The sequence below is a fragment of the Rhodococcus sp. NyZ502 genome (genome assembly GCF_041464245.1).
Lineage (GTDB): Bacteria > Actinomycetota > Actinomycetes > Mycobacteriales > Mycobacteriaceae > Rhodococcus_F > Rhodococcus_F qingshengii.
The window spans coordinates 339,357-353,830 of the sequence record NZ_CP167155.1; the positions used below are offsets into that span (position 1 = coordinate 339,357).

At 62.7% G+C, this 14,474-nt stretch carries 14 protein-coding genes and 2 tRNA genes; 10 read left to right on the forward strand and 6 right to left on the reverse strand.

The genetic code is table 11. The annotated features are described in order from the left end of the window. Positions 1-7: 7 nt before the first annotated feature. From ACBG85_RS01605 to ACBG85_RS01615, 3 genes are all read right to left on the reverse strand, one after another. On the reverse strand, positions 8-1,216 hold the full coding sequence (locus ACBG85_RS01605) for an aspartate transaminase (RefSeq protein WP_064073573.1): 1,209 nt from the start codon (positions 1,214-1,216) through the stop codon (positions 8-10). A 160-nt stretch (positions 1,217-1,376) separates the two neighbouring features. Continuing rightward, a complete protein-coding gene (locus ACBG85_RS01610) occupies positions 1,377-1,781 on the reverse strand; it encodes a DUF4259 domain-containing protein (protein WP_042447698.1) in 405 nt (134 codons plus the stop codon). A gap of 25 nt (positions 1,782-1,806) precedes the next feature. After that, on the reverse strand, positions 1,807-2,427 hold the full coding sequence (locus ACBG85_RS01615; protein ID WP_118604844.1) for a LysE family translocator: 621 nt from the start codon (positions 2,425-2,427) through the stop codon (positions 1,807-1,809). A 399-nt stretch (positions 2,428-2,826) separates the two neighbouring features. Here ACBG85_RS01615 and ACBG85_RS01620 point away from each other — a divergent pair, with 399 nt between their 5' ends. Continuing rightward, complete coding sequence (locus ACBG85_RS01620) at positions 2,827-3,837, forward strand: alpha/beta hydrolase family protein (protein WP_075831846.1); 1,011 nt, start codon at positions 2,827-2,829, stop codon at positions 3,835-3,837. 8 nt (positions 3,838-3,845) lie between these two features. On the opposite strand, the gene ACBG85_RS01625 is transcribed toward ACBG85_RS01620, so the two are convergent. The 3 genes from ACBG85_RS01625 to hisC form a co-directional block, all read right to left on the reverse strand. Further along, entirely contained in the window at positions 3,846-4,715 is an 870-nt protein-coding gene (locus ACBG85_RS01625; RefSeq protein ID WP_003943978.1) for an MYG1 family protein, read from the reverse strand. Between the two features lie 37 nt (positions 4,716-4,752). Further along, entirely contained in the window at positions 4,753-6,447 is a 1,695-nt protein-coding gene (locus tag ACBG85_RS01630; RefSeq protein ID WP_054781384.1) for a bifunctional UDP-sugar hydrolase/5'-nucleotidase, read from the reverse strand. 100 nt (positions 6,448-6,547) lie between these two features. Continuing rightward, complete coding sequence (gene hisC / locus ACBG85_RS01635) at positions 6,548-7,624, reverse strand: histidinol-phosphate transaminase (protein ID WP_372025935.1); 1,077 nt, start codon at positions 7,622-7,624, stop codon at positions 6,548-6,550. 61 nt (positions 7,625-7,685) lie between these two features. On the opposite strand from hisC, the gene ACBG85_RS01640 reads away from it, so the two are divergent. From ACBG85_RS01640 to ACBG85_RS01680, 9 genes are all read left to right on the forward strand, one after another. Next, positions 7,686-8,405, forward strand: coding sequence for a dienelactone hydrolase family protein (locus tag ACBG85_RS01640; protein WP_003943860.1), 720 nt, complete (start codon positions 7,686-7,688; stop codon positions 8,403-8,405). Positions 8,406-8,501: 96 nt separating this feature from the next. Then, positions 8,502-8,593, forward strand: a tRNA-Ser gene (locus tag ACBG85_RS01645). An 82-nt stretch (positions 8,594-8,675) separates the two neighbouring features. Next, positions 8,676-8,748: transfer RNA gene (locus tag ACBG85_RS01650), tRNA-Arg, on the forward strand. A 46-nt stretch (positions 8,749-8,794) separates the two neighbouring features. Next, positions 8,795-9,712: an AraC family transcriptional regulator gene (locus tag ACBG85_RS01655; protein ID WP_082239025.1), complete on the forward strand. Its 918-nt coding sequence runs from the start codon at positions 8,795-8,797 to the stop codon at positions 9,710-9,712. A 156-nt stretch (positions 9,713-9,868) separates the two neighbouring features. Beyond that, on the forward strand, positions 9,869-10,903 hold the full coding sequence (locus ACBG85_RS01660) for an iron-siderophore ABC transporter substrate-binding protein (RefSeq protein WP_372025940.1): 1,035 nt from the start codon (positions 9,869-9,871) through the stop codon (positions 10,901-10,903). Next, positions 10,900-11,943, forward strand: coding sequence for an iron ABC transporter permease (locus ACBG85_RS01665; protein WP_054827389.1), 1,044 nt, complete (start codon positions 10,900-10,902; stop codon positions 11,941-11,943). The genes ACBG85_RS01660 and ACBG85_RS01665 overlap by 4 nt, the downstream gene beginning before the upstream one ends. Further along, complete coding sequence (locus tag ACBG85_RS01670) at positions 11,940-12,992, forward strand: FecCD family ABC transporter permease (RefSeq protein WP_372025944.1); 1,053 nt, start codon at positions 11,940-11,942, stop codon at positions 12,990-12,992. The genes ACBG85_RS01665 and ACBG85_RS01670 overlap by 4 nt, the downstream gene beginning before the upstream one ends. Next, positions 12,989-13,804, forward strand: coding sequence for an ABC transporter ATP-binding protein (locus tag ACBG85_RS01675; protein ID WP_050655593.1), 816 nt, complete (start codon positions 12,989-12,991; stop codon positions 13,802-13,804). Before ACBG85_RS01670 ends, ACBG85_RS01675 begins: the two co-directional genes overlap by 4 nt. Then, positions 13,801-14,430, forward strand: coding sequence for a pyridoxamine 5'-phosphate oxidase family protein (locus ACBG85_RS01680; protein ID WP_042447707.1), 630 nt, complete (start codon positions 13,801-13,803; stop codon positions 14,428-14,430). Before ACBG85_RS01675 ends, ACBG85_RS01680 begins: the two co-directional genes overlap by 4 nt. Positions 14,431-14,474: the final 44 nt, after the last annotated feature.

A 14,474-nucleotide genomic window follows, 5' to 3' on the forward strand; every position in this document is an offset into this window, starting at 1 on the left:
TGAAAGATCAGGAAAGGCGTTCGACTGCCGCGGCGATCTGTGCCGCGGCCTTTTCGAGGACGGCCTCGGAGGTGGCGAAGGAGATACGGAAGTACGGCGATGCGCCGTAAGCCGAACCCTGAATGGTGGCAACCGACGCCTCGTCGAGGAGATAGAGGACGAGATCCTGGTCGGACTCGATCACGGTGCCATCCGGGGTCTGCTTGCCGATCAAGCCGGCACAGTTGACGAACAGGTAGAACGCACCCTGCGGCACGACGGGCTCGAGCCCGGGGACAACACCGAGGAGGTGAGCCGAGAGGTCGCGTCGTCGTCGGTAACTTCGTACGGATTCGGTGAGGAAACTCTGGTCGCCGGTGAGGGCTTCCACGGCTGCGGCCTGGCTGATCGAGGACGGGCAGGAAGAACTCTGACCCTGCAGTTTGTTGACGGCGCCGATCAATCCGGAATTTCCGAGTCCGTATCCGAGTCGCCACCCGGTCATGGCATGAGACTTGGAGACTCCGTTGGTGACCAGTACCTGATCACGGAGGTGCGGAGCGACCTGCAGCAGACTCGGGATCGGAGCGTCGCCGAAGTTGATCTCGTCGTAGATCTCGTCGACCAACACACTGACATGGGGATTGGCCTCGATCACTTCGGCGAGGGCCTGCAGCTGCTCGCGGGTGTACACAGATCCGGTGGGGTTGCCCGGGGCATTGAGGATGACCCACTTGGTGTTCGAAGTGATTGCAGCGGATAGTGCTTCGGCTGTGAGAAGAAAGTTGTCGGACTCCTCGCACTGAACGATCACCGGAGTTCCGTCGTGAGCGAGGACCATATCCGGGTACGAAACCCAGTAAGGGGCGGGAACGATAACCTCGACGCCGGCTTCGACCGTCGCCATGAGAGCGAGGAAGATGACCTGTTTCGCGCCGCCGCCGACGGTGATCTGGTTGTCCGCGTACTGGATTCCGGTTCGCGAAGCCGCGCGTGCTGCGATTGCCTCGCGTAGAGCCGGGATGCCGTTGACTGCGGTGTACTTGGTCTGACCCGTGTTGATCGCAGTGATCGCCGCAGACTTGATGTTGTCGGGTGTGTCGAAATCGGGCTCCCCGACGGTCAGGTCGAGTATTTCACGGCCCTGGGCCTTCAGCTCGCGCACTCGTTGTGCGGCAGCCACACTCGGCGACTCCCTGATTCTGTCGACGCGCGCAGCCGGAACGAAAGTCGCCATGATGGTCTGCTCCTGGGTCCGGGGTGAGCGTGGATTCCCGTCGTCGACGAGCCACAGTTCTCACTCGGTGATCCGTTCGACCATAGGGTCCTACCAGGGCATCTGACCAAGACCGAACCGTTGTGGCCCGATAAGCAAACGTGATGGAGCGGCGACGGAATCAGACCGACAGAACGCGCAGATCCTCGAGACCGTCCACGACGGGAACGCGCCACGACGCAAGCTCTTCCGGTCCCTGCTCGTCCCACAGCTCGAACAGTTCCGAATCGGTCGATGCGATGGTGCGCTCCACCATTTCGATCAGCCAGGTGAGCCGTTCACTGGTCAGAGCCGAGGTGAAGGAGTCGAGATCGAGGTCTTGGGTGGCAGGGTCACGCTTGCGGTCGGCACGCACGATCAGTACCAATTCGAGCAAGGCGACGGCGATTTGACCGCCGTCGACCTCGAGGTAGTCGTCTTCGAATGCCCACTTCACCGATTCGAAGGTGAAATCACCGTGCCCGATGGACGCGATCAAATCCCCTGCACCGTCGTTCTCGAACGGTCCCGATCCCCACGCGCCCACTGTCTACTCTTTTCCGATTGCCGTGTCAGCGCGCTTCGAGCGCGATCTTCGCTCCGAATCCTAGAAGAACTGTTCCGGTTATGCGCTCGAGTGCCTGTCGCACTCGGGGCTTTTCGAAGGTGCTACGCGCTCGCGAGAGAAGGACCACGTAGCCACTGAGCCACACGATGGTGATGGCTGCGTGGATGAGCACCAGCAATGCAAGCGACGGTCCCGTCGGCCACCCGGCCGGAACCAACTGCGGCAACAGTCCGGTGTAGAAGACGGCGATCTTGGGGTTGAGCAGGTTGGTGGTGAAGCCCGTCTTCCATGTCCCGGCCTTCTGCGATCGTGGAGCGTCGGCATTGTGTTGCATCCGCGACGTCCGGCTCTCCCACAGTGCTCGCACACCGAGATAGATCAGGTAAGCCGCGCCGGCGAGCTTGACGACGGTGTACGCCTCCGCCGACGCGGCCAGGATCGCCGACAGCCCGAGGACGGTCAACAGACCCCACACCAGAAGGCCCGAGACGATGCCGGCAGCTACCCGGAAACCGGCGGATCTGCCCGCGCCGAGAGCAGATTGCGTCACGACGGCCATGTCGGGCCCGGGGACCAGAGTCAGTAGGGCGAGCACAGCTGTGGCGGCGAGCAGAGCGGTCAGCATGCAACAAGTATGAAGTCGGGGTGGGGAGCATTGTCGGCCGGTGGTGTCGGGCCTGTGAACAAAGAGTGGCGCGGCGGTGTGAACTGCATGGACACGCCCGGAAACCGGCGTCTCGCGAGCCCTGTTCGACAAAGTTATGCACACTGTGGGGAAACGAATCGTTGCAGGTAGAAGGAATAACTATGTTGTAATTCATCCTTTTGTCCACAGGTTATGCACAACTGGGAAGCGGATGTGAATGAAGTTATCCACACCTGTGTGTGCATCGGTGGAGAACTGTCCAACTCCATTGGATACCCGCGAGTAATAAATCCCAACCAGTGGGTTGACCCCGGGACGTTCGTCCTGTCCAATCGAGAGTCAGCGGTAGTCGTGCGATGCTCAGGGGGCGCTTGACGGATGCGGAGATTTGGGTTTGTCGGGATTGTGTTGGTCGTGCTCGCGCTTGTCGTGGGCGGAGTGGCGTATGCCGAACCGGCACCTGAAAACCCGCCAGGAGATTCGGCCGGTCAGGCCGGGGCTCATATCAATCGCATAGAGCAGTTGTCGCCCACACGCAGTGCCGTCTTCGTCGAGTCGCCGGCCATGCGGCGCGAGGTGCAAGTGCAGGTTCTGCATCCAGCGTCGAGTGCCGGTTCGCGTCCGTCCTTCTACCTACTCGACGGCGTCAGTGCCGGTTCGGAATCCGGATACTCCCAAAGCACCTGGACTCAAAAGACCGACATCGAAGCGTTTTTCGCCGACAAAAACGTCAACGTCGTTCTCCCTGTTGGCGGTACCGGCAGTTTCTACACCAACTGGAAGAACGACGATCCGAACCTCGGTGTGAACAAGTGGGAATCGTTTCTCGCTGAAGAGCTTCCGGCGTTGATCGATTCTGCGTTTTCCGGAAATGGGACGAATGTGGTCGGCGGGGTGTCCATGGGTGCGCTCGGCGCGGCCAACCTCATCACACATCACCCGAAGCTCTACACCGGATTGGCCTCGTACAGTGGCTGTCTCGACAACTCCGAATCGTCCTCGCAGGATTCCGTGCGGCTCACCGTGGCCAGCAAGGCGGGCGACGCCACCAACATGTGGGGTCCGGCGTCGGACCCCGACTGGCAAAAGCACGACCCGTCCACCAACGCGGAAACGCTGCGAGGGAAGACGATCTACGTGTCCTCCGGTACAGGTGCGCCCGGAGAATACGACAACGTCTTCACCCCGAGTGGACTGCAGACTGCCATCGAAGGCGGACCGCTCGAGGCGCTCGCTAATACGTGCACACAACTGTTCGAAGCGAGGTTGGGCGAGTTGTCGATTCCCGCAGTATTCGCGTATCGGAACGACGGCACCCATTCGTGGCCGTACTGGCAAGACGCGCTTCACGATTCCTGGCCGACGGTGAAGACGGCACTGGGAATGTGAGCTGAGAACTACTCGGCCAGTGCCAGTTCGAGCAATTGGAGGGCGCCGTCACGGGTCTGCGCAGCCGCGATGAACCCGGCCTTGTGGCAGAAGACCGAACTGTCGACGCCCGTCTGGGCGGCAAGATCCGAGCCGTTCAGGCCGCGCCACGGCTCCGGCAACAGCTTTCGTGAACCGAACTTGGAGTCAGCAGGCTTGACCGTCTGAATCGACCAGCCGCCGTTGGTGTTCGGGAAGATGGTGAACAGCAGCTCCGGCTGGGCCGACGCGGCGCGGCCGTGGGGAACGAAGCGTTCCAGGACGACGAAGCGCGGATCCGTTGCTTTTTCGTAGGTCTCGGTGAACTCGCGCTCGGCGGCCGCGTCGCCGGCGTACTTGGCGCGCAGGCGAATCAAGACCTGGGTTGCGAGAACGACGGCCAGCTCGAACTGGGTGTCGAACTCCTCGTCGGTGGACGAGATCGGATTGAAAAGGTCCAGCACGGACGACAGATCAAAAGGCTTGGTGCCGTAGTCGTTGAGGGTGTAGATCTCTTGGCCGTTGTCGACGGCGTCGATGCCCTCGACCAGTCGGCTGTCGATACGGCGGAACACGGAGGCGTCGCCTTCACAGAACTGCAGGCCGTATTCCTGCCAGAGCAGACCGAAGGCGGAGTACAGGATGCCGTTGCTGCGCTCGCCGGCATCACGCTGGTGATGGTCGAAGCGCCCCTCGGCCGGGTTGTAGCGACCGCCGACGTCGAGCACGATGTCCGCGCTGTCGAGGACGGACTCGTCACGGCTGCGAACGACGGTGGCGTCGGGGTACAGCTGCTTGAGCAGCGATACGCCGAAGACGTCGTCTGCATGGAACTTGCCGTTATGGGTCGCGATGATCACCCGTCGAGACTAGGCAATCGAGCGCGGGGATGCCTAGTCAGCCGATGGTGCGGATGCGGTCGGTGGCAGGTGGCGAGACCGGCGACCCGGCTGCGAACAGGGCGGTCAAGGCGTCGAGGTCGTTGCCGGCACCGGTCATCTGGGTGGAGTTCTTCAGCGCGGTGAAGCCGTCCCCGCCCTCGGCGAGGAACTTGTTCACCACGACGCTGTAGACGGCGTCGGGCGCGATGTCCTGCCCGTTCAAGCGCATTTCCGAGATTCGCGAGCCCGGCGCTGCTCGCCGGTCCAGGGCGTAGGTGAAGCCCGCGGACGGGGAGAGGATGCGCTCGGTAGCGGTGCCGTCGAGGTCGATCTGGAATTGCTGTTCGAGAGCGTCCTTCAACACCGCTCCTGTGACGGAGAGCACCTCGAGGCTGTTACCGAATGGCTGAACACCGTAGGCCTGGCGGTAGGTGACCTGGCCGGAAGTGCCGAAGTCCAAGTCCTCGCGCATGCCGCCGGGGTTCGTCAACGCGAGTTGAGCGCCTCGTGTCGATCCGGCGGCGAGTTGAGCGTCGGCGACCAGGTTGCCGAGTGTCGATTCGCCGCTGGGTACCCGGTCCCGTGTCAGATCGGCGGTAATGGTCCCCACCGGTCGCTGAGCGCTTTCCGATGCCTCCGACCAGGCTCGGTCGGCGAGCGCCTGAATATCGGGATCCGGCGAAATATCGTGTGTCACTATCTGATTGAACGCGGACGTCTGATCGCGAACGACCTCGCGGGTGTTGCGATCGATGGTGACGTCTGCGACGGACACGATCCGGCCGTGCGAAGCGCCCTGCATCACGACTCTGGGATTGCCTGCGGGATCAGGGAATTCGCAGTTGTACTGCTGGTGGCTGTCGGCGGTGAAGATGACGTCCACCTTCGGTGACGCACGAAGGGCGATGTCGCGGGCCGGCCCGGACTCGACGTTGCAGTCGTTGGGCCCACCTTCGACGGCCGGTTCGTCCCCACGGTGTAGGAGGACGGTGATGGCTTTGACGCCGAAGAAGTCGAGGACGTCGGCGGTGCGGTTGATCGCTTCGACCTCGTCGCCGAACTGCAGATCGGCGATCCCACCCGGTGTCACGATCTGCGACGTGTTGGCGGGGGATATCGCGATGACTCCGAGCGGAATGCCGTCGACCATGTTCACGGTGAAGGGCAGCGTGGCCGGGGTGCCGTTGGTGTACGTCATGTTCGCGGCCATCAGCGGGAAGTTGGCGCCGCCGAAGGACGGACTGAACGTGCACGCATCGACGGCGGAGCAACCGCCGGACTGCATGCGTCGGAACTCGGCGAGCCCTTTGTCCAGTTCGTGGTTGCCGATCGCGGAAGCGTCGATCTTCATCCGGTTCAGGAGTTCGACCGTCGGTTCGTCGTTGAACATCGCCGACTCGAGCGCCGACGATCCCCAGTTGTCACCGACCGAATACAGCAGCGAGTTGGTGGCCTGGCTGCGAAGTTGCGTCACGTAGGCCGCGAGATACGCCGCGCCACCTGCGGGAGTGAGCGAGCCGTCGGCCTGCCTGATCTCGCTGCGAACACCTTCCGGCGGGCGGAGACTGCCGTGCAGATCGTTGAACGCCAACAGACGTACCGACACCGTGTCCTGGGACTCTGCGTTGGCGACGCCACTCAGGGAGGTCGCGGTGGTGGCGAGAAGGGTCGTTGCGAGCACGGCACACGTTCGTGTCATGCGTCGCGTCATGCGTCGTGCTCCCTCACTCGGACCGGCCTCGAACCTCCCTGAGTGTGCCCGTCTGCCGAAACGAATTCCAGTCCTCGGCGTAACAGTTATGTATCGAGTGTCACGCGGTGACGCCGATGCCCGCGGCCTGCTTCGCGACGTCGGTGTTCGCGAAAGCGAGGAATGCGTCGTTCTCGTGTGGATCGCCGATGGTCATCCGGACGCCCTCGACGCCGTACTGGCGGATCAGAATGCCCGCTTCGGTACTCGCCCCGGCAAAAGCGGGAGAGAGTTCTCCGAGGGGGAGATAGACGAAGTTCGCCGACGACTCGGGGACGGTGTACCCGGCTTCGATCAGAGCGGTTCGAACTCGCGTCCGCTCGGCGATGACACCTTCGGTGCGGGCAAGCAGTTCGTCTGCTGCAGCCAGGGAAGCGATTGCGGCGGCCTGCGCAACGGCGCTCACGGTGAACGGGGTGTGCACCTTGCCGAGGGCCACGATGATCTCCGGATCCGCGACCGCGTAACCCACGCGGATTCCCGCGAGGCCGTACGCCTTCGAGAAGGTGCGCAGAACAACCACGTTGGGGCGGCTGCGGAACAGCTCGATGCCGTCGGCGTCCGAGCGTGAGTATTCGAAGTACGCCTCGTCGAGTGCGACGACGACGTGCGCCGGGACCGCGTCGAGAAAGCTCTCGAGCTCTGCCTTCGACAGTGCATTGCCGGTCGGGTTGTTGGGGTTGCATACGAAGATCAACCGCGTGCGATCCGTGATCGCGGCCAGCATCGCGTCGAGGTCGTGGCCGAAGTCCTCGGTCAGCGGAACCTTGACCGAGACGGCATGGCCGACCTGGGTGACCACGGGGTACGCCTCGAACGAACGCCACGCGTAGATGACCTCGTCACCCTGATCGCAGGTGATCTGCACGAGTTCCTGGCACAGCGTCACGGAGCCACAACCAGCGGCGACGTTGGCCGGCTCGACTTTCAGGAAGGCGGCCAGCGCCTCGATGAGTGCGACCGCGGCATTGTCCGGGTAGCGGTTGGCATTGGCGACCGCGTCGGCGACGGCGTCACGCACACCGGGCAACGGCCCTACGGTCGTTTCGTTGCTCGCCAGCTTGATCGCACCCGGAAAATTGCGTCCGGGAACGTAGGCGGGGATGGAGGCGAGGTCAGGGCGAATGTGTGCGGTCACGAGTCGATTATGCGCGCACTGATTTGGTGCGTAGCGGCCGTCTGCGTGTCAGAGTTAGAAGATGTCGGAAATCTTCCGAGCCACCGCGTATCTGCGCGGAGCCGAAGGGGAGGTCGCCACGGCTGTTCCGCTGACCGTGGTGGAGCCGGACGGCCCGACGCGGGGCGGGATCGTCGTCCTGCATGAAGCCCGGAAGTTCAGCCCGGCTCTGCTGAATCTGATGTGCGCGCTTGCCGGCGAAGGGTGGGTGAGCGTCGCACCTCACCTGTTTCACCGCGAACCCGAACACATGCAGGGCGAGGTGTTCGGTGACAACCTCTTCGCCGACTTCGACGCGACCCTCGATTGGCTCGTCGGACGCGAAGTTCTCGCAGACACCATCGGGGTGCTCGGATTCGACGACGCCGGTACCGCCGCGATGCTCGTGGCCACCAGCCGTCCCGTCGGCGCCGCGGTGAGCGTCGCCGCCCGGGGAATCGTCGAAGCCTTGTCGGTGGATGCTCAGGCGCTTGTCGACGCGGCCACTTCCCTGCAGGCGCCGTGGCTGGCGCTGTACGGCGAGGACGATCCCAGCACGCCTCGCGAACACGTGACTCTGCTCCGGGAAGCGACCGCGAAGGCCGACGTCGCGACACTGGTGGTCAGCTACGCCGGACTGGCTCACCGGGCGGACGAGCCGCCACAGCTGTCCGAGGACGCTGACCTCGACGACCCTGATTCGGCCTCGATCATCGAAGCTCAGACCCGGATCTTCGACTGGTTCGACAGCCACCTGCGGTAAGTCCACAAAACAGCCCGCTGACCACACGTTTTGCCTTTGGTGGCGAAGGGTGTGTAATCTTTCGATCCGGCGGTCCGAAAGGATCGGAACCCCCAGGGAGGCGTGCCAGAGCGGCCGAATGGGACTCACTGCTAATGAGTTGTCCCTTTTACGAGGGACCGGAGGTTCAAATCCTCTCGCCTCCGCCAAGCCGGTGATTTTGACCGGCGGGTTAGAAATGATAGAAATTACGACGGTAAGACACGCAAGACCAGCAAGACAACAGAACATGCGCCCGTAGCTCAACGGATAGAGCACTTGACTACGGATCAAGAGGTTAGGGGTTCGAATCCCTTCGGGCGCACAAGAAAGAAGGTCACAGACTTCAGGTCTGTGACCTTCTTTTTGTTGTGGTGCATACGCAATTCTTGAATGTGTGTGAGGTCACCTCGGCGATTTCGGGCGGTGATCCTCGCGATCGTGGGAACCGACAACCGATCCACGCGACCTATGCTTTCTGCGGAGCAGCCACGCGAACCGAGGAGAACCCGTTGGAGACCGTCGACAGTCGGACGCTCCCGGTCTACTCGGCCGGGGCGGTCGAGGTGCCCTTTGTCATTGCGGGCATGGACGAACTTGTCTCCCGCGAGACCCGGTGGGATGCGCACTCGCACCCGACTCACGAATTGTTGTGGAACGAGCGGGGAGCGTCGAGCGCCACGGTGGGATCGCGCACGTGGACCATTACGCCGACCGTAGGTTTGTGGATGCCCGCCGGCGTCCTGCACTCGGCGATCGCGCCGGCCGGCACCTGGTATCGCGCCGCTCAGCTCGACATCGCATCGGTTCCTTCTCTGTCCGACGTGCCGGTGGCGATCGAGGTCACTCCGCTGCTGCGGAACCTCCTCGAGCGACTGGCAGACGAGTCACTCGGAGCTCCTTCGCGCTCGCTCACGGAGCAGATGGTGATCGACGTGCTGGCACCGTCGCCGAACGAGTTGCTGGTGCTGGTGCCGGACTCGCCACTTCTGCAACCCATCGTCGATGCGATCGGTGACGATCCGAGTGACATGCGAACGCTGTCCGACTGGGCAAGGCTCCTCGGTGTCAGCCCGCGAACCATCACCCGGGTATTTCGGTCGGAGACCGGGATGAGTTTCGGGCAGTGGGTCTCGGCTGTGCGCGCCCAACGAGCGGTGACCCTTCTTGCCCACGGCTTGGATCTACAAGAGGTTGCCGAGCGTGTGGGCTACCACTCGACCAGCGCATTCGGGGCGGCATTCCGACGCACTACAGGCGCTACGCCAGGGATGTTTCGGGCTAGCTAATCGGTCATCTCGCTCTGACTCGATCGCTACACGGGGTGTCCCAAACACGCGATTGCGCCACAATGCCCTCCCGTATACGGTTTAGGCAAACCTCACCTAAGTGCCTGATTGAGCCGGGTTGAGGGCCGTACCCCTTCTCGAGAGAGTTCTGTTTTCATGCGTTCAAAACGCTTCTTGGCGGTGGCCGCAGCAGCGGTCGCAGTCGCCCTCGGCATGACAGCTTGCAGTTCCGACTCCTCGGAGACCACCGACGGCGGCAACGCCGGAAGCGGATCCAGCTCCTTCCCCGTCACGATCGAGCACGCTTTCGGAACTACGACGATCGACGCCAAGCCGGAGCGAGTTGCCACCGTCGCCTGGGCCAATCACGAAGTGCCCCTTGCTCTCGGCGTGGTTCCCGTCGGAATGGCAGCGGCGACTTTCGGTGACGACAACGGCAACGGAATGCTGCCGTGGGTCGAGGAAAAGCTCGACGACCTTGGCGCGAAGCCGCCGGTGCTCTTCGACGAGACCGACGGCATCGACTTCGAAGCCGTCTCCGATACGAACCCTGACGTCATTCTTGCCGCGTACTCCGGATTGACGCAGGAGGACTACGACACTCTCAGTGAGATCGCTCCGGTTGTGGCGTATCCCGAGGGGCCGTGGGCGACGTCGTGGCGCGACGTCATCAAGTTCAACAGCATGGGCCTCGGCATGGAATCCGAAGGGCAGGAACTGATCTCCACCATCGAAAAGGAGATCGCCGACGAGGTTGCCTCGCATCCGCAGCTTGCCGGCAAGGCAACCATGTTCCTGACGCACGTCGACACCGCTGATCTGAGCCAGGTCAGCTTCTACACGGCGAACGACACGCGCGCCGCGTTCTTCGAGGACCTCGGACTTTCGACGCCGAAGAGCGTTGCCGACGCCTCGACGGGTGGTGAGTTCTCGAAGAAGGTCAGTGCGGAGCGTGTGGACGTCTTCGACGACGTCGAACTGATCGTCACCTACGGTGACCAGGCACTTGTCGACGCACTCAAGGCTGACCCGCTGCTCTCGCAGATGCCTGCCGTCGCCAACAACGCGATCGTGTTCCTCAATGGAACCGGGCCGATGGGAACGGCGGCCAACCCGACTCCACTCGCAATTTCGTGGGTACTCGGCGACTACGTCGATCTGCTCGCCGGGGCCGCTGGAAAGTCGGAGTGACTGTAACCTCGCAGGATTCGACGTCGGGCGCTCGCGATACGCGGCGCCCGACGTTCGGCAATTCGCTGTGGTTGATCGCCCTTCTCGTTGTCCTCGCGGTGCTCATGTGCGCTTCGATCGTCATCGGCTCTCGTGAGGTCGACTGGTCCGATATCGTTGCCGCACTAGGCGGTTCAACGGACAACATCGGTCAGGGTGCGATTGCCAAGCGCATTCCGCGGACGGTGCTCGCGATAATCGTGGGAGCTGCGCTCGGTCTTGCCGGCGCTGTGATGCAGGGGATTACCCGAAACCCTTTGGCGGATCCCGGAATCCTGGGCGTCAATATGGGCGCTTCGCTCGCCGTGGTGATCGGAATGGCGTGGTTCGGATTGTGGACCCAGACCAGCATGATCTGGGTGGCCGTACTCGGTGCAGCCGGGGCGGCATTGTTCGTCTACGTAGTCGGGTCACTCGGGCGAGGTGGAGCCACGCCACTCAAGTTGGCTCTTGCCGGGGCCGCAACATCGGCTGCGTTTGCTTCGTTCATCACTGCGATCATGCTGCCGCGAAACGATATTGCGGGCAACATTCGTTCGTGGCAGATCGGCGGCGTCGGTGGCGCGAGTTTCGAGGTGATCCGGCAGGGTCTGCCTTTCCTCATTGTCGGCTTCGTGATCTGTCTGCTGTCAGCGCGCAGTCTCAACTCTCTTGCGCTCGGCGACGAGGTTGCGTCAGGTCTCGGCGAACGCGTCGCGGTGGTTCGTGCAGTGGCAGCGCTCGGTGCAGTGTTGCTCTGCGGTGCAGCCACTGCCATTGCCGGACCGATCGGCTTCGTCGGTTTGGTTGTCCCGCATCTGTGCCGCCTGCTGATCGGTATCGACAACCGTTGGCTACTACCGTTTTCTGCGCTGACAGGTGCCGGCCTTCTCGTCGCCGCCGACATTCTGGGACGAATTGTCGCCCGGCCGAGCGAAATCGACGTCGGCATCATCACCGCGCTCATCGGAGCGCCCTTCTTCATCTATATCGTCCGCCGTCAGAAGATACGTGAGCTGTGACCACTACATTCGTTACTCCCGAAGTCGAGGTCGACGCAGTCGGAGCAAGCCGTATCCGGCGAGGTAGACGCCGCCGCATCGTGATTGCCGTGCTGATGGTCCTCGTCGTCGCCTCCTTCGCGGTCACTCTGATGGTGGGAAAAACCTTCTACCCGCCGTCAGATGTGCTTCGGGTCATGCTGGGGGAGAACGTGCCTGGTGCCTCGTTCACTGTCGGCCGCCTCCGGCTGCCTCGCGCTGTCCTCGCTGTGGTCGCCGGAATCTGTTTCGGCTTGGGCGGCATCACGTTCCAGACGATGCTGCGCAACCCGCTCGCGAGCCCCGACATCATCGGAATCAGCTCCGGCGCAAGCGCTGCAGCGGCTTTCGCGATCATCTCGCTTTCACTCGGCGGTTCACAGGTATCGGTTTTTGCTATCGCCGTCGGTCTGGGCGTCGCAGTCTTGATCTACGTTCTGTCTTTCCGGGACGGTGTGGCGGGCACTCGGCTCATACTGATCGGTATCGGCATCGCCGCGATGCTCGACAGCGTCACCGCCTACCTGCTCAGTACCGCCGCCGCATGGGATCTGCAGGAGACGATGCGTTGGCTCACCGGCAGTCTCAACGGTGCCAACTGGGGTTCGACGGTTCCCGTACTCCTGGCGCTGGTTGTCCTCGGACCGGTGCTGCTGAGCCAATCGCGCAACCTTTCGACCAGCCAGCTCGGTGACGACGCAGCACAAGCGCTCGGCGTCAGAGTGGAACGAACGCGCATTCTGACGATCATTGCGGCCGTCGGACTCATCGCCTTTGCCATTGCCGCTGCGGGGCCCATCGCCTTCGTCGCATTTCTGTCAGGGCCCATCGCCGCCCGCATCGTCGGTCCGGGAACATCACTTTTGATTCCGTCGGCGCTGGTCGGAGCGCTGCTGGTGCTAGTTGCCGATTTCTGCGGACAGTACGCCTTCGGCACCCGCTACCCCGTTGGCGTGGTGACTGGCGCGCTGGGAGCGCCGTATCTCGTCTACCTCATCATTCGCTCCAACCGAACGGGAGGTTCGCTGTGACCGAATCCCATACTCTGACTGCCGAAAACCTCGAACTCGGTTACGGAGGACGGACCGTCGTCGAATCGCTCGACCTCGCGGTGCCGCCGGGAAAGATCACGACCATCGTGGGCGCCAACGCGTGTGGCAAATCGACACTGCTGCGGTCGATGTCGCGGCTACTCAGTCCCCGAAGCGGTCATGTTCTGTTGGACGGCAAGGATGTTCATCGCCTGCCTGCGAAGAAGCTCGCTCGCACGCTCGGTCTGCTGCCGCAGTCACCGATCGCACCGGAAGGAATAGTTGTCGCCGATCTCGTCGGCCGTGGTCGTCATCCACATCAGCGGGTGCTGTCGAGGTGGAGCCGCGAGGATGACGCAGCTGTCGCCGAGGCGCTTGCGGCCACGGACACAACCGGATTGGCCGAACGATCGGTGGACGAGCTTTCCGGTGGTCAGCGCCAACGTGTGTGGATTGCGATGGCGCTCGCCCAACAAACCGATCTGCTTCTACTCGACGAGCCGACCACCTTCTTGGACGTGAGCCACCAGGTTGAGGTCTTGGACCTGCTCACCGACCTGAACCGGACTCGGGGTACAACGATTGTCATGGTTCTGCACGATCTCAATCTCGCCGCCCGCTACGCCGACTACCTCGTCGCCATGGCCGATCGACGGGTCTACGCGGCGGGTGATCCTGCCGAGGTGCTCACGAGCGACAACGTCCGCACCGTGTTCGGTCTCGAGAGCCGAATCATCCCCGACCCCATGTCGGGTAAGCCGTTGGTGTTGCCGCTCGGGCGCCACCATGTGCTCGACGACGTGTCGACGTGACGGCGTCGAACGCCCCGGGCGGGCGGATCGAATCCGTGGAACAACTCAATGCGATTCTCGGACAGCCCCATCCGACGATCATGGAGAAGCAGACGGCTTACACGACTCCGTTGATCCGTGAATTCATCGAGCAGGCACGGTTTTTTGTGCTCGCGACATCCGATGCGGCCGGAAATTGCGATTGCTCGCCGCGCGGAGACTTGGTCAGTCAGGTTCTCTTCCCCGACGAGAAGACACTGGTGCTCCCGGATCGTCCGGGCAACCGGCGCGCCGACTCGTACCGGAACATGATCGAGAATCCTCACGTGGGGATCCTCTTTCTCGCGCCCGGGCACGACGAGATCGTGCGCGTCAACGGCACGGCGACTCTGTCCACCGATCCTGATCTGTTGGATTCGATGGCGATGAACGGCAAGCCTGCACAGCTTGCGGTGATCGTGCAGATCGACGAGGCGTATCTGCATTGCGCGAGAGCGATTCTGCGGGCGAAGCTGTGGGATCCGTCGACGTGGCCCGCATCCGATGAGGTGCCGAGTCTGCGCGACATGATGGCGGAGCAACACAGCCTGCGCGTCGAGGACCTCGAACCCGCCAGACAAGAGGCGTACCGCAAGTACCTGTACTGACCTCAGTCCGTTGGCCTTTCGCAGGAGAACGGTCTCCACCAGCT